The sequence below is a fragment of the Aminipila luticellarii genome (assembly GCF_004103735.1).
Taxonomy (GTDB): domain Bacteria; phylum Bacillota; class Clostridia; order Peptostreptococcales; family Anaerovoracaceae; genus Aminipila; species Aminipila luticellarii.
In genome coordinates this window covers 32,247-50,472 of the sequence record NZ_CP035281.1, presented here as the reverse complement: position 1 = coordinate 50,472, position 18,226 = coordinate 32,247, and the positions used below count along the sequence as shown (strand labels likewise).

The 18,226-nt window shown below is 42.6% G+C and carries 18 protein-coding genes; 1 reads left to right on the top strand and 17 read right to left on the bottom strand.

Annotation, left to right across the window (positions count from 1 at the left end; translation table 11 throughout):
* Positions 1-42 precede the first annotated feature (42 nt).
* On the bottom strand, positions 43-1,872 hold the full coding sequence (locus tag EQM06_RS00235; protein ID WP_128744429.1) for a HAMP domain-containing sensor histidine kinase: 1,830 nt from the start codon (positions 1,870-1,872) through the stop codon (positions 43-45).
* A 3-nt stretch (positions 1,873-1,875) separates the two neighbouring features.
* On the bottom strand, positions 1,876-2,574 hold the full coding sequence (locus tag EQM06_RS00230; RefSeq protein WP_128744428.1) for a response regulator: 699 nt from the start codon (positions 2,572-2,574) through the stop codon (positions 1,876-1,878).
* Positions 2,575-2,760: 186 nt separating this feature from the next.
* Here EQM06_RS00230 and EQM06_RS00225 point away from each other — a divergent pair, with 186 nt between their 5' ends.
* A complete protein-coding gene (locus tag EQM06_RS00225; RefSeq protein ID WP_128744427.1) occupies positions 2,761-3,969 on the top strand; it encodes a S8 family peptidase in 1,209 nt (402 codons plus the stop codon).
* Between the two features lie 56 nt (positions 3,970-4,025).
* Here EQM06_RS00225 and rbr read toward each other — a convergent pair whose 3' ends face one another.
* The 15 genes from rbr to EQM06_RS00150 form a co-directional block, all read right to left on the bottom strand.
* Positions 4,026-4,559, bottom strand: a complete 534-nt coding sequence (rbr, locus tag EQM06_RS00220) for a rubrerythrin (RefSeq protein ID WP_128744426.1) — start codon at positions 4,557-4,559, stop codon at positions 4,026-4,028.
* 17 nt (positions 4,560-4,576) lie between these two features.
* Positions 4,577-5,185: a flavin reductase gene (locus EQM06_RS00215; RefSeq protein WP_128744425.1), complete on the bottom strand. Its 609-nt coding sequence runs from the start codon at positions 5,183-5,185 to the stop codon at positions 4,577-4,579.
* Positions 5,186-5,361: 176 nt separating this feature from the next.
* Complete coding sequence (gene udk / locus EQM06_RS00210; protein WP_128744424.1) at positions 5,362-5,988, bottom strand: uridine kinase; 627 nt, start codon at positions 5,986-5,988, stop codon at positions 5,362-5,364.
* A gap of 14 nt (positions 5,989-6,002) precedes the next feature.
* A complete protein-coding gene (locus EQM06_RS00205; protein ID WP_128744423.1) occupies positions 6,003-7,892 on the bottom strand; it encodes a LysM peptidoglycan-binding domain-containing M23 family metallopeptidase in 1,890 nt (629 codons plus the stop codon).
* On the bottom strand, positions 7,865-9,172 hold the full coding sequence (locus EQM06_RS00200) for a DnaD domain protein (RefSeq protein ID WP_128744422.1): 1,308 nt from the start codon (positions 9,170-9,172) through the stop codon (positions 7,865-7,867). Before EQM06_RS00200 ends, EQM06_RS00205 begins: the two co-directional genes overlap by 28 nt.
* A gap of 25 nt (positions 9,173-9,197) precedes the next feature.
* Entirely contained in the window at positions 9,198-10,520 is a 1,323-nt protein-coding gene (gene dnaB, locus EQM06_RS00195; RefSeq protein WP_128744421.1) for a replicative DNA helicase, read from the bottom strand.
* 9 nt (positions 10,521-10,529) lie between these two features.
* Positions 10,530-10,973 carry a 50S ribosomal protein L9 gene (gene rplI / locus EQM06_RS00190; RefSeq protein ID WP_128744420.1) on the bottom strand — a complete coding sequence of 148 codons (444 nt, stop codon included), beginning with the start codon at positions 10,971-10,973 and terminating at the stop codon, positions 10,530-10,532.
* Position 10,974: 1 nt separating this feature from the next.
* Entirely contained in the window at positions 10,975-12,789 is a 1,815-nt protein-coding gene (locus tag EQM06_RS00185; RefSeq protein WP_128744419.1) for a DHH family phosphoesterase, read from the bottom strand.
* A gap of 48 nt (positions 12,790-12,837) precedes the next feature.
* On the bottom strand, positions 12,838-13,581 hold the full coding sequence (locus tag EQM06_RS00180; protein ID WP_128744418.1) for a DUF2232 domain-containing protein: 744 nt from the start codon (positions 13,579-13,581) through the stop codon (positions 12,838-12,840).
* Positions 13,582-13,717: 136 nt separating this feature from the next.
* Complete coding sequence (gene rpsR, locus EQM06_RS00175; protein ID WP_128744417.1) at positions 13,718-13,951, bottom strand: 30S ribosomal protein S18; 234 nt, start codon at positions 13,949-13,951, stop codon at positions 13,718-13,720.
* A 30-nt stretch (positions 13,952-13,981) separates the two neighbouring features.
* Positions 13,982-14,416, bottom strand: coding sequence for a single-stranded DNA-binding protein (locus tag EQM06_RS00170; protein WP_128744416.1), 435 nt, complete (start codon positions 14,414-14,416; stop codon positions 13,982-13,984).
* 10 nt (positions 14,417-14,426) lie between these two features.
* Positions 14,427-14,714 carry a 30S ribosomal protein S6 gene (rpsF, locus tag EQM06_RS00165; protein ID WP_128744415.1) on the bottom strand — a complete coding sequence of 96 codons (288 nt, stop codon included), beginning with the start codon at positions 14,712-14,714 and terminating at the stop codon, positions 14,427-14,429.
* Between the two features lie 151 nt (positions 14,715-14,865).
* Positions 14,866-15,762, bottom strand: a complete 897-nt coding sequence (locus EQM06_RS00160) for a ribokinase (protein WP_128744414.1) — start codon at positions 15,760-15,762, stop codon at positions 14,866-14,868.
* A 44-nt stretch (positions 15,763-15,806) separates the two neighbouring features.
* Complete coding sequence (locus EQM06_RS00155; protein WP_164914281.1) at positions 15,807-17,117, bottom strand: class II aldolase/adducin family protein; 1,311 nt, start codon at positions 17,115-17,117, stop codon at positions 15,807-15,809.
* Positions 17,118-17,121: 4 nt separating this feature from the next.
* Positions 17,122-18,045: a sugar phosphate nucleotidyltransferase gene (locus EQM06_RS00150; protein WP_128744412.1), complete on the bottom strand. Its 924-nt coding sequence runs from the start codon at positions 18,043-18,045 to the stop codon at positions 17,122-17,124.
* Positions 18,046-18,226 lie beyond the last annotated feature (181 nt).

Genomic DNA, 18,226 nt, shown 5'->3' with positions numbered 1-18,226 from the left:
CTTATTTTAAAGTGCTATTTTTAAACTTTGCGTTTTGTACTATTATTCTATATTCCTTATTCCCTTTTTAAGCGAAAGCGGAAGAGTGATCATAACCTTTGTTCCCCTTCCTTCTCGGCTTTCCAGCTGAATCGTCCCCTGATGGCCTTCCACGATCTGTTTTGAGATGGCGAGCCCCAGTCCGGTTCCGCCCATGGCTCTGGAGCGAGCCTTGTCCACACGGAAGAATCGTTCAAAGATTCTGCTTTTTTCAGATTCCGGAATTCCTATTCCGTTATCCGTTACCGTTATCACAGCAGTCTTATCCCTCTTCAATGCGTCAATATCAATTCGCCCGCCCTCCGGGGTATATTTTATAGCATTACTTATAACGTTTAATATGACCTGCTCAATCCGATCTTTATCCATATCCACAGGAATACGCTCTTCCGGATTAAATAAGCAGTTCAAATGCTGATCCTTATTCTTCGCAGTCAACTCTATTTTTTTAACTGCCGCCTTCAAAAGACTGATCAGATTTCCTTCCTTTCGGTTCAAAATCTCCTGATTGTTGTCCAGCCTGGAAAGCTGCAACAGATCCTTGACCAGCCGGTTCATGCGGTCTGCCTCGTTGTCTATGATTTCAAGAAACTCACTCCTTATCTCCGGATCGTCCACACCGCCGTCCAAAAGTGTTTCCGTGTAGCTTTTAATCGTAGTCAGTGGTGTCTTTAGTTCATGAGACACATTGGCTACAAAATCCATTTGCATATTTTCAAGCTTCTGTCTTTGTGTAATATCCTCAATAAGAATAATAATTCCTACATCATTGCCGTCTTCGTCTTTAAACCAATCGTATCTGGTAGAATACGTACTTCCGGATTTTTCAAATACATCCGAAAGTTCTCCCGACTTACACTTCGCCATGAGCTGTTCCAAGCCCAGTTCCTCATTGAGCGGCTTTATAAGTGTATTGTAGCTTTCATTTTGTATGTCCTCCGGAGTTACCTTCAATATTTGAGCAGCCGCAGGATTGGCATGTATGATCTGACCGTCCAGATTAACAGCAATCAGGCCATCCGCCATATGTTTCAGGATAGTCTCCATTTTATTTTTTTCGCTGGACATCTCAAATAATGTGGCATCCAACTGCGTTCTCAGCAGATTGAACATGTCCGCCAGCCGTCCGATTTCATCCTTCGACTTTACACTTACTTCCTGTGAAAAGTCACCTTGAGCCATTTTCTCTGCTTTTTCTGTCACATCGTTAATAGGCGTTGTAATACTTCTTGCAATAAGCGTTCCTAAAATAACCGTAATGACCAGTCCCACGATCATCGCCTGTATAAATATCTGCTTCGATTGGTTTATGGTATTATAAATACTGGTCATATCCACTCGAAGATATATAACACCGGAATTGTTCTTACCTTCCCCTATGGGAAAAGCCATATTCATCACCGGTATGGTCGTATTCTTGCTAATAATGCTGCCATAGGACTGGGAGGCTTCTCCTTTTGCCAAGGTAGTCATAATGAGAGGAGTATCCAGCATACCAACCGCACTTTTCCCCTGATTTGCATTATTTGAAGCAATAATCATAAAATTATCATCAATAACAAAAATCTCTTCCTGAATGGTCTTGCTCCACGCCTCTATATTCGATTGTATTTCTTCCTGATGGTCGCTCAGCTTGTCATACGTTTTAAGTGAAGAGATGAGCGTCCCTCCCTGCAGCGTATCTGTCAAATTCTTTTTTGTTGAATCAATGTAATAGGCTTCAAGCCTGCTCATGATGAGCACCCCGATAATGGTCGTCGCTATGAATACTAATAAGCAGTAAATCAACACAAGCTTCCATCTCATGCTGTGACTAAATTTTTTTATATTCATACCTTATGGTCTCCTAAAGTAATACCCTATACCTCTCTTGGTCATAATGTATTTAGGCGTACTGGAATCGTCCTCCAGCTTTTCTCTCAGCCTTCTGACCGTAACGTCAACCGTCCTGATATCACCATAATATTCATATCCCCAGACCTCTTCCAAGAGCTGCTCTCTTGAAAAAACCTTATTTTCCCGCTCTGCCAAATATTTTAATAATTCAAATTCTCTTAGCGTTAATTCCAATACCTGATCGCTTTTTCTGACCTCATATCTGTTCATATCGATTTCAAGGTTTCCAAAATTCAAAATATTTGATGGATCGTTTGCCGCTCCTGAAACCAATTCTATTCTTCTCAGGTTTGCCTTTATCCTGGCGATTAGCTCTCTCATTCCAAAAGGCTTCGTTATGTAGTCATCCGCCCCCAGCTCAAGCCCAAGGACCTTATCTACCTCTTCTTCCTTAGCCGTAAGCATGATAATCGGAACAGTGCTCCCCTCCCGTACGCGCTTGCATACCTGAAAACCATCCATTGACGGCAGCATCACATCCAGCAAAATTAAATCCGGCTGGGTGTTCAATGCCTTTCCAAGACCCTCCTGCCCGTCATAGGCGAAATCTACTTCAAATCCTTCTTTTTTTAAGTTAAATTTTATAATGTCTGAGATTGCTTTCTCATCCTCGATTATTAGTACTTTTTTTGAGTCCATATAATGCGACCTCCCTGATCCCCTGCTGTTAATAGTTTTATAATCCTTTGTATTATACCAAATAAAACGCTTTTGGGCAAACGTATTATGGCTAGAAGGTTTTGCTAAATGCAGAATGTCACAGAACTTGTCCCTTGCATATTATGATATAAACTTAGAATTGCACCTTATAAGGAGGGCTTGAAAATGAAGAATAATAAGGGCACAATGCCTGTCATTATATATTCTAAAAAAAATATGAATCAGACCCGACAATGTATTTTAGACAATTATGGAAAAATTAAATATGAACTGCCTTTTATTAACGCACTATGCGTTGAAGTACCTATAAAAAAACTCAGTAAAATAAAATGCAATGCAAATATTTCACTCATTTCAATGGATGCAGAAGTTTCTAAACTACCTATTGAAACAACTTCTGTACTTAACGACCCTTTTTCACTTATAGGAAAAAAAAATGCAAAAAACAAAAAGCTCCGAAAAAGTGTGTTTTCAGGTTCCCTTTGCGGGGAAGGCGTTACGATCGCTATCATAGACACAGGAATATCTCCGCACTATGACATCATTAAACCGGCCAACAGAATTGTAGCTTTTAAAGACTTTATAAATAACAGCATCGTCCCCTACGATGATGACGGACACGGAACCCACGTTGCCGGCCTGGCAGCCGGAAATGGCTACATGTTCGGCGGTAATACCATTGTAGAAACGGTCCGGGATATGTTCCCTGACAAAGCGACTTCCATTATTTGCATGGGTACCGCTCCAAAAGCCAATATCGCCGCTCTTAAAGCGTTAGATTTTGAGGGAAATGGAAATACTTCAGATATTTTAGCCGCCATGCAGTGGGTGGCCGACAATCATCAGAAATATAATATCCGGGTCTTAAATTTATCTTTGGGAATCGATGCGGCAAGCTTTGATATTGACGGAGACGGCTTTGATGATATTGCCGATCCGCTGGTGCTGGGCACCAATGCATTGGTAAACATGGGCATTACCATCGTAGTGGCCGCCGGTAACAGCGGCCCGAAGGCCGGGAGCATTACTTCCCCGGGAACCAGTCCGTATGTTATAACGGTCGGCTCTATTAACTCGGATGGGGAGGTCCCCGATTTTTCCAGCCGGGGTCCGACAGCGACCGGAGCCATTAAGCCGGATATACTGGCTCCCGGTATGAATGTGCTCTCTCTGGATGCTGTTACAAATAAGCGGTATATCCGGCAATCCGGCACCTCCATGTCCGCGCCTTTTGTATCCGGAGCAGCCGCTTGCCTTCATGCCGCGAATCCACATCTGACGCCCGCCCAAGTTAAGGAATACCTGATGCGGACAGCCATCCCGCAGACAAAGGCGGATCGGAACTGCCAGGGTTCGGGACTTCTGAACATCTAAACAAAAAAGCCTGAGCAATGTCTCAGGCTTTTTTGTTTATCTTTTTATTTTAAAAGTTAATAGTTCACTTTTCTTACTTCGAAATAGCTCTGTGGGTGAGCACATACAGGACATACCTTCGGAGCTTCTTTTCCATAATAAAGATGCCCGCAGTTTCGGCATTCCCAAACGTTTTCTTCTTTCTTTACGAAAACGCAGTCATTTTCTACGTTATTTAACAACGCTCTATATCTTTCTTCATGATGCTTTTCTACCTCAGCAACTGCTCGGAACTGTGCAGCTAATGCTGTAAAGCCCTCTGCTTCCGCATCTTCGGCAAAGCCTTTATACATATCTGTCCATTCATAATTTTCCCCCTCTGCTGCTGACAGAAGGTTTGCCTTTGTATCCCCTAATCCGCTAAGAGCCTTGAACCAAAGCTTTGCATGCTCTTTCTCGTTGTCTGCCGTACGCTGAAAGATTGCTGCAATCTGTTCGTAGCCTTCCTTCTTTGCTGCTGAAGCAAAATAAGTATATTTATTTCTTGCTTCGGACTCTCCTGAAAAAGCTGTCCTTAAATTTTTTTCTGTCTTACTTCCCTTAAGTTCCATTCTTCTCTCTCCTTTTCTTAAACTGTTATTCTTTCAAAATCAGCTGCCCCATGCTTACAAATCGGGCAGATGTAATCAGCCGGCAACGGATCACCCTCATATACATATCCACAGATCTTACATCTCCAGCCGGATTTCTCTGCCGGTTTCGGTGCTGGCTTTACGTGCTTGTGATAATCGCTGTATGTGAGTGTATCTTGATTTGAGAGGCTCTCAGCATTTGAAACTTCTGCCTTAAATAATGTATGGGTTCCGAAGTCAATGGCTTCTAAGACCTTTCCTGAAATATACGCATTTGTATTTTCTGTAACATATAAAAGACCATTCTCTGATCTCTTTACAGCCTTAAAATCTGCAAACTTGTCCGCATCTCTTCCCGACTGGAATCCAAAATTCTGGAAAATCGAAAATTTGGAGTTTACATCCAACACGGATACATTGAATTCTTTCGTTTTCATAATCATATCATGAGTATAATTTCGTTTATTTACACCCAGAGCAATAACAAGCGGTGAATCGGTAACCTGCATTACTGTATTTACAATACAGCCGTTGTCTTTGCTGCCGTCCTTTGCTGTTAAAACATAAAGGCCATAGCCGATTTTGAATAGTGCACTATTATCCAATTTTTAACCCTCCTTACTTCTCCTGCAAGTACTATTTGACTCTTAGCATATTGCTACCATCCATCTTCAATAGTTACTTTTTCCAATATCTTGATAATTATTATATACCTTTAACTTATTCTATTAAACATTATTTGTCAATAACTTTAGCAGGTTCACACTTATCTTTTTATCTTTTACTGCTCGTTCAGCAAGGCATGTATCCTCTGGTTCAGCATCTGTAATGCCACCGTATTGAATCCGCCCTCCGGTATGATAATATCCGCATATCTCTTACTTGGTTCCACGAACTGTTCATGCATGGGTTTTACCGTGGTGAGATATTGTGTAATAACCGATTCCAGGCTTCTGCCGCGCTCTTTAACATCCCGCAGGATACGGCGGATGATTCTCACATCCGCATCCGTATCCACAAAAACCTTGATATCCAATAAATTCAACAATTCTTTATTTTCAAAGATCAAAATTCCCTCTGCAACTACAACCTTTGTAGGCTTTAACAGAATCTTTTCATCCAATCGGTCATAAACCGTAAAATCATATACGGGACACCAAACCTCTCTCCAAGCCTTTAACATTTTAATATGTTCGATCATTAAATCCGTATCAAAGGCTTCCGGGTGATCATAATTGAGAGCAGACCGCTCTTCAAAGGGCATATTGCTGTTCTTTTTATAGTAGCTGTCGTGTGAAATTACTGTAATGTCATCATTAAATTCTTCTTTTATTTTATTGATCAACGTACTTTTTCCGCTTCCCGTACCACCGGCAATACCAATGACAATGACTTCCTTTTTCCCCATCCTGTGCTTGCCTCCTACAAATAATTCAGCGGATTCTTCGGTACGCCGTTTATTTCCACCTGGAAATGGCAATGCGGACCGGTACTTCTTCCGGTATTTCCTGAAAGTGCAATTTGCTGTCCCTGATATACCTTATCTCCTTTTTTTACCAGAAGCTTGCTGCAATGAGCGTATAGCGTGACCATACCGTTTCCGTGGTTTATCTTGACTACATAGCCATAAGAGCCGCTATAGCCTGAAAAAATTACCGTACCGCCATCCGACGCATTGACTTTGGTTCCTACCGGGCAGGCTAAATCCAGACCATAATGCATTCTGCCCCATCTCGGTCCGAATTTTGAACTTAACCGGAAATTAGATACAGGATATCTCAAGTTTCCTGTCCCCACTGTCGCCGGCCGTACCTTCGTTCCTCTTAATACCACTTCTGTGGTCGGATTTGAAAGCGTTTCAGAGGATAAGACCACAGCTGCTATCTGCGTACCGTTTTCTCTGGTAATTCGCGCGGTAACGGAACGGGTTCCCTCTACGCCGGAAACCTCCGTACTGGTTTCTCCTTTATAAAGAGTATCCGTATCCTTATATTCCGTCTCATACGGAATCGCCTCCGGATACGTTGCCACTTCTACCGTGCGAACTGTGACCATCGGCGCCGGTTTTGTCAGAATAATCTGCTGACCAATGCTCAGCTTTTCCGGATTTATAGTCGGATTCGCTTCCCTCAGTTCGCTTGTGGACATATCGTACATCCCCGCTATGCCGGACAGGGTGTCGCCCGGTACAACCGTGTGCACCTGCTGGGATACCGCACCGGTCAACAACTTCTGCATGACGGCATCTATATTTTGAATTCGTCCTAATTTTGTATCAATTTGCTTAATCCGAATTTTTTGTTTAAATCCGACATGCTCATATTCTACCTCTCCTGCTGTAGTAAGATAATCAGACTGTATGGTCTTTAATATATCCTTAGCAGTCTTTTCACTGTCTACAATGGCGACCCTTATATCATCCACATAAATTCCATAGGCCTTTGCATTCATATTTCTCATGTAGGTCAGCCTTTTCAGGACTTCCTCTGTGTCGTCGATCTGTTTATCCGCAGTAATAATTCGCTTAAATGCAATGTCCTGATCTTTATCAATGGAAATTTCTGCATTGTGCTCCTTGGAAAGCTGCTCGCTTACGATATCGACGATCTTCAGCACATCCTCCTGCTTTTTTACAACCCCAAGAGTCCTGCCATTATAGGAATATTCATATGCGGTATAGTGATTAAACACCGCCACACCGCAAATGGCAATTATTACAACCATACTAAAATGGGTCAAAAGCTTGCGCTTATTGATTTCGGCCCACTCTCTGGCAAGATTGAACCTCCGGTTTCCCTTCTTTACCAACCCTGTGGTCTTATTGGCCAGCTGCTCATTCTTTCGATCCATATGGTTGATCAGACGAACCATTTTAGCGGAAGCCGTTTTTTCTTTTTCAGCCAGACTATGCTTCGTCTGAATGAACTGTCTCATCCGTTTACGCTTCTGTCGGTGTCTTTTCTGCCCTTTATCTGGATTTTCACTGTAATAATCATTTATTTTATTTTTTAAAGTCCTTTGCGCCGCATAGATACCTTCCTCTACAGACCGGGCAGAATCCACAATTTCACATTCCATGCAATAAAACAAGTGTCTTATTGCCTCACCAAATGCTATGAAAAATCTGCCTGTGCCGTGTTCTGCATAAGCGATCCAGTCTGCTATTTTATCTAGAAATGTCGTTCTTCTTGTCTCAAGCTTTTCTTTCGTCGTTTTAACTTGTCCGCTCTGCAGTTTTTCTGCGGCCTGTACCGCCTTTGAACTTTTCTTTTTCTGCGATTCTTTTACATCTTCTTCGAAGAATTTTGCCATATTTCTGCTTCGCTAAGCCGCTCATTAAAACAGCTGCAACGTTCCCCCATATCATTCGTTCCCGTGTCCTTACATTGTTCACATTTATATCGAACTTCCATGTAATCCACCGAAAAGTTATTTTCAGTAAGCTTAAAGGCTTTCTCTTCGCCTAAAGCATCAATCTTAACCCGAAACCTTTCAAGCTGTTCCTTGGCATTATCCGCTCCTGAAACCATGATTCTTGAAAGCTTCATCCCTAGCTCTCTTACTTCCTCGTCTATTTGTTTTATCTCAGGGAGCATCTTATACACCTGCTGCCGTCTTTCCGCAGCCTCGGCTTCCTCTTTTTCCCGGATCATATCATAATATCTGAGCACCGTGCCTGTGTTGACAGACTTGCTTCCGCCCGCTTTTTCGGAAGAATTTCCGCCTGACGAGCCGTGTCCGCTTTCCTCACGCCAGTTTTTAAGAATCTTATGTACATAATTAATATTTGGATTTGAAATTCCGCTGGTTTTGCTGCAGGCTTCCAAAACCTTTTCCAGCGTATATTCCATCTCTCCAAACCAGGAGTCCATCAGGTGCTTTTCCTGCTCTGTAGCATTTCTGTTAAATCCAAGTGCCTTCATGACACGCTTATACAGATAATGCCTGTTATCAATTTCCTGAAGATGTGCTTCTATTTCTTCCTTTGTCCGAAGATTTTTTTGAGCCCATTCCTTGACAACCGTTCCCACATAATTGGCCGAATCCCTTTTTCGCATATTTTTGCAGTAGGAATACGCATACACAATCATCTCCGGCTCTGCACCAAAATCCTCGATCCAGGAAAGAATAGCCATGGGTTCTTTGCCTCCCAGAAGCCTCCCCGTTATCTTTTCAATGGAATGATACATTTCTTTTATGTCCACATCGATCAATTTATTGTTTATATCCTTACCGGATTTTTTTTCTTTGCTTTTTTTCGTCTGCTTTCCATATAAAAGCTCTTTTAAATTTATAAATTCCACGCCATAATGAAACCTGTCCTTCGGATCGTCAAAATGTTTTTCAATCACGCCGAGAGCTTCCCAATACGACCAAGCCTTCAATATATCTTCATCTGCCATAGCAAGCTGTTTCGCTATGGTTTCATTGTCCATATAATGCCCTGCTCCCGCATACATCAGTGCAAAAAGATACACCTTTACATAATCGGAGGGAGCCCCCGCCATATATTCGCTTATAAAGACATTTTCCACATTGGTATCCAAAAGGTAGAGTTCACTGGCTTTCTTTTTAATAAAATTATCCCTCATGTTACCTTTCCCATTTCACTGTTCCTTATCTGATATTGCTCTTATCCACAAATCTTGTGTATTTTCCAAGCCACGTCAGTTCCACTGTTCCCGTAGGTCCGCTTCTCTGCTTTGCAATAATGACTTCGCAGACTCCCGGCTTGTCCGTTTCCGGATTGTAATAATCATCCCGGTATAAGAAAAGAACGATATCCGCATCCTGCTCAATAGAACCGGATTCTCTAAGGTCAGAAAGTATCGGCCTGTGATCTGTTCTCTGTTCCGGAGCACGGGAAAGCTGAGAAAGCAAAATAACAGGGCAATCCATTTCTCTTGCAAGAAGCTTCAAATATCTTGAAAGAGCGGAAATTTCCTGTTGTCTGCTTTCGTTTCTCCCCTCATAGTTCATTAATTGAAGATAATCGACCACGATCATATCCAGACCTTTTTCAGCCTTCAATCTTCTGCACTTATTTTTCATTTCCATAATGGAAATACCGGGGGTATCGTCTATAAAAATATTTGCTCTCGACAGAGCATCCAATCCCAGGTTAATATCCTCCCAATCCTTGCGTTCCAACTGACCGGTCTTAAGCTTCTGCATTTCTATGCGGGATTCCATGGATAAAAGCCGCTGTCCCAGTTCTTCCTTCGCCATCTCTAAGCTGAAGATCAAAACGGTGGCATTGCCTTTTATCGCCGCTTGAAGTGCCACATTTAAGGCAAAAGCAGTTTTTCCCATAGCCGGCCGTGCCGCGAGAATGATTAAATTTGACCGTTGAAACCCTGCGGTTTTGGCATCCAGATCCATAAACCCCGTGGGAATCCCGGTCACATTGCCTTCCATTTTGGAAATTTCATCTATCATTTCCATATTGGACAGCAGGACATCCTGCAATGCTGCATAATCCTTATTTTGTCTTTTTTGTGCGATTTCAAAAATGCCCCGTTCAGCATGATCCAGAACCGCCTCTGATTCGCTCTTTTCCTGATAGCTTTCTTCCACAATATCGCTGGCAGCCTTTATAAGATTTCTCAAAACTGCTTTTTCCGCAACAATTTTTGCATACTGCACCGCATTGGCTGTGGAAGGAACACCGCTTGCCAAAGAGAGAACGTAGGCACGTCCGCCCACCATTTCAAGGGCTTTCCTTCTTTTCAGTTCCTCCGCTACAGTAAGGGCATCTACCGGTTCATTTTTCCTGCACAATTCAACGATTGCCTGAAATATTTCCTTGTGTATTTCACTATAAAAATCCTCTGCTTTTACTGCTTCGATGACATCAAAAAGAGCATCCTTATCCAGCATGGCCGCGCCCAATACGGATTTTTCTGCATCATCATTATGAGGAGGTATTCTATCTGTCATCTAAATCACCTAAACTGAAACATTTACTTTTATAGTCCCTGTCACTTCGGGATAAAGCTTTACTTCCACTGAGAATGCTCCCGTCGTTTTTATAGGGCTTTCAAGAACAAATTTTTTCTTATCAATATCAATTTTATGCTGCTTATTTAATGCTTCCGATATGTCCTTGGAGGTGATGGAGCCAAACAGCCGTCCGCCTTCTCCGCCCTTCGTCACAATCGACACGGTTACCTCTTTCAGCTTATCGGCCAGCTTTTGTGCCGCCGCCTTTTCTTCTGCTTTCTTTTCTGCCAAAATAGCCTTTTGTTTCTCCAAATTTCTGACATTTCCATCGGTAGCCTCTTTGGCCAGACCTTTAGGTATCAGCATATTTCTTGCATAGCCGTCGCTTACCTTTACGACCTCTCCGGCTTTTCCGGAACCTTTTACATCTTTTAATAATATAACAATCATCTTACTTTTCCTCCTTGTTTTTTACAGGTTTGCCTTCCAAAGAATCTACGATTTCCTGTATTTTTTGCAAGGCTTCTTCAGGTGTGCAGCTCACTTGGGCGCCGGCTGTGGTCAGATGCCCGCCGCCTCCCAGTTTCTCCATGATCGTCTGCATATTCATTGCTCCGAGAGACCTTGCGCTGATTACAGTGGTTCCCTTTTCATCTATGCCTGCAACAAAGCTGGCTCGAACATTTTTAACGGACAGCAACTCATCCGCCGCCTGCGCGTTGATGACCTGAATGTCCGGATGATGGCCATGACTTACAGAGTAAGCAAGTCCATTGTCCTTTATCTCAGCATCCGCGATACATCTTGCCTTGATTTTAAAGGCTTCAGCATCGGTCTGAAAAAATCGTTTTACAGCCGTTGTATCCGCACCGGAACGTCTCAGCCAAGAGGCCGCCTCAAAGGTTCGGACTCCGGTTTTCACGGCGAACCGATTGGTGTCCATGGATATTCCCGCAAGAAGTCCTTCCACCTCCAGCTTGGCAATATTTTTCTTATCCCCTGAATACTGGAGAATCTCCGTCACCAATTCTGCTGTGGAAGACGCATACGGCTCCATATAGTACAGGGTGGCATTTTCAATATATTCTTCTGCCTTTCGGTGATGGTCGATCACCACAATCTTCTCTGTCAATTCCAGCAGTTCCCTGCACTCAGTCAGACTTGGCCTGTGGGTATCCAGAACAATCAGAAGCGTATCCTTATCCATCATGGAAATCGCTTTCTCACTGTTTATAAAATTGTAGACCTCTGTGTCTTTTGCCTGATTGTAAATCTCTGCAAGCGTCTCGAAATAGCTATTGATTACGATATAAGCGTCTTTATTCCTGTTTGCAACAATCCTAAAAATCCCAAGGGCGGAGCCGAAGGAATCCATATCCGGATTACGGTGCCCCATAATAATTACCTTGGAGGATTGGTCTACCAGCTGTTTTATCGCATGAGCGATAATTCTTGACTTTCCTTTGTTGCCCTTTTCGACTGTCTGCATTTTTCCGCCGAAATACTCAATCTTGGAACCCTTTTTTACAACTGCCTGATCTCCGCCGCGCCCCAATGCCAGATCCAGTGCCGCCGCAGCGTACTGATCGGTCTGAGCCGGATGTTTTCCTCCTGCTCCGATACCAATGCTCAGGGTTACCGGAAAATCTGCTTCCGTTTCAATTTCTCGAATATCGTCCAAAATCGCAAATTTATTTTCAACAATTTTTTCCAAATATGTATTTTCAAAGACCATGAAATACATATTTTCTTTATATCTGATGATAAAAGCGTTTCCTCTGGCAGCCCACTGCCTCACCGCCTTGTCGATGTCCGTACTCAGGGCCAGGCGTTTTTCTTCGGAGGTACTGGAGGTCAGCTCATCATAATTATCTACGTTGATAGTCGCCATGCAGATATGTTCATCATTGTACATAGTTTTCAGCGTTTCATAATTGGTAATATCATAAAAATAAACGATGGCTCGTTTTTCATCGCCATTTCCTATATAGCCTACCTGAATTTTAAAAACCTTATCATTTCTGGAAAGGGTCAAGGCCTTTTCATTGATCCCCTCCGAAAAGAATTCTCCGTGTTTGATTCCGGTAAGTGCAAAGATATCCGCACCTTTTATGCCATCATACTTAAATACTTCGTCAATTTTATCGCTGGCTCTGGTCACCTTTCCCTGCACATTTACAATGCACATGGGAAGCGGTACATACGCAGAAAGCAATTTTTCTATTCTTTTCTCCGCAATAGCTTTTCCTTTGCTTTTTCCTTCCATTTGATTTCCTCTCTTCACACATCCTTCTAACTGAAAAATTTCTAGCCGTTATCGTCTGGTTATTATTTTTCGCAATCCGAATCCTAAATCAAAGAATCCTATCAAGCACAGCAGCATTTGTCCGATGGCCGTCGGAAAGAAAAGCAGGCAAAATACAACAGCAACGGCTCTCGGCCACTTCCTCAAGTCACAAAAATAAAATATTACAGCGATTCCCTGTATTTGAAAAGCAAACTGGAACAATACCTGTATGTTTATTTGCAACACATCGCTGTGCTTAAACCCGAAAACGGAAACAAGGAAGGTCATCACATAAATTAGGATCCATCCCCATAAGGCTTTTTTCGGCATAGTAAAGTCTTTCAGCTTAGCCAATTCCGGAAACGGGTATTTTGATTTACTGCTTATTTTGCTGATTATAATATATTCAAAATATGCAATAATAGTAGACCAGACTAATATGGTCGCCGGCAAAGCATTTATTGCATAGGTGTATACCTTGGTGAGTGTACTGATCCTTTCGTTCATAGAAATATTTTCCATCCCCAGCATGGTAACAAATTGATCGTTTTGAGCCGCAGCTTCGCAAAAGGACTGCAAATCCGAGGAGATAGCCTGTCCCACCGGATTTCCTGTAACCGAGGCGATGATAAACATCAGCATCATTGCCGTGGCCACGCCTAAAATGCTTTCAAATACAGCGTAAAACCCATTCTTTGTTTTTCTGGCTGCAGAAGCCATCAAGGGTAATGGTAAAAAAACCAATACCGAAAAAATAATTAATATATACATCCACTTCTCCCCACTATTTTAACCCGTTCATTATATCATAAAGCAATTCATATTTCAAACATTACAAAAAAGCGGCTTCTCCGCTGTATAAAAAAAACCGGGCTTTATAAAACCCAGTTTTTATTTCAATGATATATTAGTCTGCTACGTAAGGCAGTAATGCAACGATTCTTGCCCTCTTGATAGCTTTTGTCACTTCTCTCTGATGTATAGCACAAGTACCTGTGATTCTCTTTGGAAGGATCTTGCCTCTTTCGGTAACATACTTCTTTAGCTTATCTACGTCCTTGTAGTCTATTGCTTCTGTTTTATCTGCACAGAACTGGCATACTTTTTTTCTTCTCATGCCGCCGCGTCTTTTATCCATCATAGCGATTCCGCTCCTTTCATTAAGGTCTGTTTAAAATGGAATATCGTCATCATCCAGTGATGAAAAGCCTTCCGGAATAGACGGTTCGTCCATCTGCTGGAAACCAGTAGGTGCTGATGATCCCGTTCTGGCTCCATCTCCGCCTCTGTCTCCCCATTCCAGAAATTCCACATTATTTGCCACAACATCTGTGGTGTAAACAGTTACACCCTCCTTATTCTTGTAGCTTCCTGTTTGAATCCTTCCCTGAACGCCCACAAGTCTGCCCTTTGTAAGAAATCTCTCACAATTCTCAGCCTGCTTTCCAAATACGGTTATCCTTGGGAAGTCTGTCTGTTTTTCTTTTCCCTGACCAGTTGGTCTGTCGATTGCTAACGAAAAAGTAGCCACAGCCATCTGTGTACTAGGAGTATATCTAACTTCAGGGTCTCTAGTAAGTCTTCCGATAAGAACTACACTATTCATTTGTTACCCCCTATTTCTCATCCTTATTTACGATAAGATGTCTCATTACTGCGTCTGAAATTCTAAGTCTTCTGTCTAATTCCTTTGGCAGATCAGGACTTGCTTTAAATTCTACTACAACATAGTATCCTTCATTCTTCTTCTGAATCGGATAAGCAAGCTTTCTCATGCCCCATACGTCAACCTTACCAACTTCACCGTCAGCTGCAATAATTTCCTGTACGGTTGCTACAACAGCATCCTTTCTTGCATCTTCTACAGTTGGGTCGATAATGAACATAACTTCATAATTTATCATTTCTTTTTCACCTCCCTATGGACTAAATGGTGCAGACCTCATGTCTGCACAGAGAGCAATCTTTTGTCAATTGGACTTTCATTTAAGTCGTCCTACAAATTTCATGCCTTTTAATTATACTATATTTTCTTGAAAATGCAAGGAAAATAAATTATTTTTTTAAAATCAGCTTGCAGGAATCCACTTGCTCCGGAAGGGGAATGGAATTGGATGCCCCCTTTACGGACACTGCCAGTGCTGCTGCTTTGGACGCTCTTTCAAGCGCTCTGCTGATTTCCATCTTCTCTGCCAAAGCCGAAATAAAATATCCGGTAAACGTATCACCTGCACTGGTGGTATCCACGACCTCTACCTCATAGCTTCCACAGGCAAGCCGTACCGCCCCTTCCGCATATCTGGACCCTTTGTCCCCCAACGTTAAAATAACCTTGCTGTGCGGATATTGCTTTATCATACTATCCAGAATTTCTTCCGGATTTTTATTTCCTGTAATAGCTTCTCCCTCGATCTCGTTCATGATAAAATAGGTGATCTTTTCTAAATCAAGCGCCAAAACTTTTTCATTCATGGGACTGGGGTTTAAAACAATCTGCATTCCTCTTTCATAAGCCATATCCACGATTTCATTCAGGGCGCTTATTTCATTCTGGAGAACCAGAATATCTCCTCTTTCAAAGTTTTTGATCACTTCTTCTGCATAGTCCTTTGTAATCTCCTGATTTGCTCCGCCAAAAAGAATGATACAATTTTGCCCGGTTTTATCTACCTGAATAAAAGCGTTTCCTGTGGGTACCTCCAGTTCTTTGACAAAGCGTGCATCCACATGGCTTTCTTCAAGACGTTCTTTCAGAAAAACTCCATCGCTTCCAATCCCGCCGGCATGGAACACAGAGGCTCCCGCTTTAGATAAGGCCACCGACTGGTTCAGACCTTTACCGCCGCAGAATCGCTCAACAGATATAGCGGAAAGGGTTTCTCCCGGTTTTACAAAGTGATCCACGTTATAAACCCAGTCGATATTTAAAGAACCAAAATTTAATATTTTCATGACGGATCTCCTTTCACATACACGTTTTCTATTGCACCATAAAGTTACACAATCCCAAATTTCACCTTTATTTCATGAACCTGCTGCTCGGTAATGCTCTTTATCTGTCCTTTAAGCAGGTTTGCATTCATCACGGCCTCTGCGCTGAATTCAACCACTTCAAGACGATCAAAGGCATTAAAAAGATTTTCTCCGGTACAAATATAGCAGTCATTTTTGACAATAGCTACCGGAGACTTTCTCTTAAAATAATCGGCCAATTCCTCCTGTTTTTCTATGGTTGATCCGAAAGGAAATTTTGCTATGTCCTCTCTCAAAACGATATAGCATTCCGGAATGGTCTTTAAATCGTATTCCCGATCTGTCACGGCGAATACCATGGCATTTTCCGGAGCAGCCATTATAATAGCATGTATATCCGGGTTCGTCTCATATATCCTTTTATGAAGCAACACGCTTTTAGACGGAGTTTTGCCCTCTTCTGCTGTCGATCCGCACACCTTGACGATTTCCGAAGCAGTCAGCTCGGCATTATCTGAGTCACTCTCTGTAATCAGAAAATTCTCCCCTTCCAGACGGGCAGATATTACGCCGATGTTCTGAGTAAACAGCTTTCTTTGATACGCTCGGCTGCAAAAATCACACATAAGCGCTCTCAGCTCCCGCTCCTTCTCTGAGATTTCTCCCTGTTTGAAGGTCCCCAACGCAGGTCTTAAAGCCCGGTTGTACCGCTCCAGCTGTTCTTTTGAGATAAGATTCGGACCTTTGCCCCAAAAGCTGTGGGCCTTTGCCTGAACCCGGATGCTGAAATCTAAATCCTTAAAAATACCAAAGGCATGGGACAGTCCTTTTTCGCTGGCAACAAAAGCTCCGTGGTTTTCAAGAATTGCCGTATTGGTCGTCGGATTGTCTTTAAACTCCTTTGCTACATTTGCCCGAAGCTCTTCACTGCCCGGACAGCCGTAAGCTGCCAATCTCACATTCCTGACCTCATTCGCGACCTGAGGAAATAGCATGGTCTCCGGCAGCTGCCTTAAGAGGCTGATGGCTACCAATCCGGAAGGATGAGCGTGAACCACGCCTTTAAATTCAGGGCGATCCGCTAAAATAGACCGATGAATCCCAGTCTCCACAGAAGGCTTTCTGGTTCCCTGTATTTTTCCGTCCCGTCCTATTTTTAACATGTCCTCCGGCTGATATCTTCCTTTATCCCCGCCGGAAGGAGTGACCCAGATATTATCATACTCATCTTTTAATGAAAGATTTCCTCCCGAAACCGTCGTAAGTCCGGAATCATAAATTCTGGACATAACTTTACACAGCTGCTCGGATGGTTTCAGCTTTTCTACCTTCATAGATTTATCTCCAAAGCTTTTCCGGATAAAGCCCCTTGTCCTTAAATGCCTGCAGTGCATCTACCACCTGCTCTTTATCCTCTTTGTACGTGACGCCATACCATTTATCCGCCGATTTTAGAACCTTTACCGTTGCCGCACCTTCCTTCACCAGGGCATCCACAGCCAGCGGCAGAAAATATTCACCCTTCAATGGATTTTCTATCAACGCTTTATCTAAAAACTGCGGGAATCTTGCTGCCATTTCATCGATTATGCTTCTGCTGAACCCCCAGAAATTCATGGATACCGGTGTTCCCTTCGGAACCCTTTGCCACGTCTTTCCCTCGTCTTCCGTAAAGCCGATACTGCCGTCCTCCATCCATTTGATTTTTGTTCGTTCGGTGATTTCATTTAAGAACCCTTCCCCTGATGTCTGGCAGACACCCCTGGCAACTGTTCCATTTTCCGTCAATGTATTTTCCACCTGATACCCAATCATGCAGTATCTGTATTTGCTGTCATCCTTCGTATGAAAAAGAAAATCATACATACTCTGAAACGCACCGGGGCCATAGTAATCATCTGCATTGATTACCGCAAAAGGTCCGTCGATCATGTCCCGGCAGCTCAAAACTGCATGACAGGTTCCCCAGGGCTTCTCCCTGCCCGTCGGAACAGAATACCCTTCGGGAAGGTCATTCAAGTCCTGAAAAGCGTAACGAATATGAAGGTATCTTGCCGCTCTTCCTTCCATGAGTTCTTTAAAGTCTTCTTCCATTTCCTTTTTTATGACACAGATGACCTCCTTAAATCCGGCTAAATACGCGTCATATAAAGAAAAATCTATAATCAATTCTCCGGCTGATCCCACCGGGTCCATTTGCTTCAATCCGCCATACCGGCTGCCCATACCAGCTGCCATAATCACCAAAACTGGCTCTTTCATTTTTTCACGACCTTTCAAATTTTTATTTTAATAAAAAAATATAAATCAATATTATTCATAAGTCTTTATATTGTATACCAAATTTAATCCAATTACAATCCCTTCAAACGTTGCTTGCATGGTATAATGATTCTATTGATTGAAGTCGGCGTTGCCGCAGGGAAAGAATCATTGCATCACA

What these genes read in the sequence shown, in the direction of transcription:
- EQM06_RS00235 (WP_128744429.1), bottom strand. Translation starts at nt 1,872, where the DNA reads ATGAATATAAAAAAATTTAGTCACAGCATGAGATGGAAGCTTGTGTTG.
- EQM06_RS00230 (WP_128744428.1), bottom strand. Translation starts at nt 2,574, where the DNA reads ATGGACTCAAAAAAAGTACTAATAATCGAGGATGAGAAAGCAATCTCA.
- EQM06_RS00225 (WP_128744427.1), top strand. Translation starts at nt 2,761, where the DNA reads ATGAAGAATAATAAGGGCACAATGCCTGTCATTATATATTCTAAAAAA.
- rbr (WP_128744426.1), bottom strand. Translation starts at nt 4,559, where the DNA reads ATGGAACTTAAGGGAAGTAAGACAGAAAAAAATTTAAGGACAGCTTTT.
- udk (WP_128744424.1), bottom strand. Translation starts at nt 5,988, where the DNA reads ATGGGGAAAAAGGAAGTCATTGTCATTGGTATTGCCGGTGGTACGGGA.
- EQM06_RS00205 (WP_128744423.1), bottom strand. Translation starts at nt 7,892, where the DNA reads ATGGCAAAATTCTTCGAAGAAGATGTAAAAGAATCGCAGAAAAAGAAA.
- EQM06_RS00200 (WP_128744422.1), bottom strand. Translation starts at nt 9,172, where the DNA reads ATGAGGGATAATTTTATTAAAAAGAAAGCCAGTGAACTCTACCTTTTG.
- dnaB (WP_128744421.1), bottom strand. Translation starts at nt 10,520, where the DNA reads ATGACAGATAGAATACCTCCTCATAATGATGATGCAGAAAAATCCGTA.
- rplI (WP_128744420.1), bottom strand. Translation starts at nt 10,973, where the DNA reads ATGATTGTTATATTATTAAAAGATGTAAAAGGTTCCGGAAAAGCCGGA.
- EQM06_RS00185 (WP_128744419.1), bottom strand. Translation starts at nt 12,789, where the DNA reads ATGGAAGGAAAAAGCAAAGGAAAAGCTATTGCGGAGAAAAGAATAGAA.
- EQM06_RS00180 (WP_128744418.1), bottom strand. Translation starts at nt 13,581, where the DNA reads ATGTATATATTAATTATTTTTTCGGTATTGGTTTTTTTACCATTACCC.
- rpsR (WP_128744417.1), bottom strand. Translation starts at nt 13,951, where the DNA reads ATGATGGATAAAAGACGCGGCGGCATGAGAAGAAAAAAAGTATGCCAG.
- EQM06_RS00170 (WP_128744416.1), bottom strand. Translation starts at nt 14,416, where the DNA reads ATGAATAGTGTAGTTCTTATCGGAAGACTTACTAGAGACCCTGAAGTT.
- rpsF (WP_128744415.1), bottom strand. Translation starts at nt 14,714, where the DNA reads ATGATAAATTATGAAGTTATGTTCATTATCGACCCAACTGTAGAAGAT.
- EQM06_RS00160 (WP_128744414.1), bottom strand. Translation starts at nt 15,762, where the DNA reads ATGAAAATATTAAATTTTGGTTCTTTAAATATCGACTGGGTTTATAAC.
- EQM06_RS00155 (WP_164914281.1), bottom strand. Translation starts at nt 17,117, where the DNA reads ATGAAGGTAGAAAAGCTGAAACCATCCGAGCAGCTGTGTAAAGTTATG.
- EQM06_RS00150 (WP_128744412.1), bottom strand. Translation starts at nt 18,045, where the DNA reads ATGAAAGAGCCAGTTTTGGTGATTATGGCAGCTGGTATGGGCAGCCGG.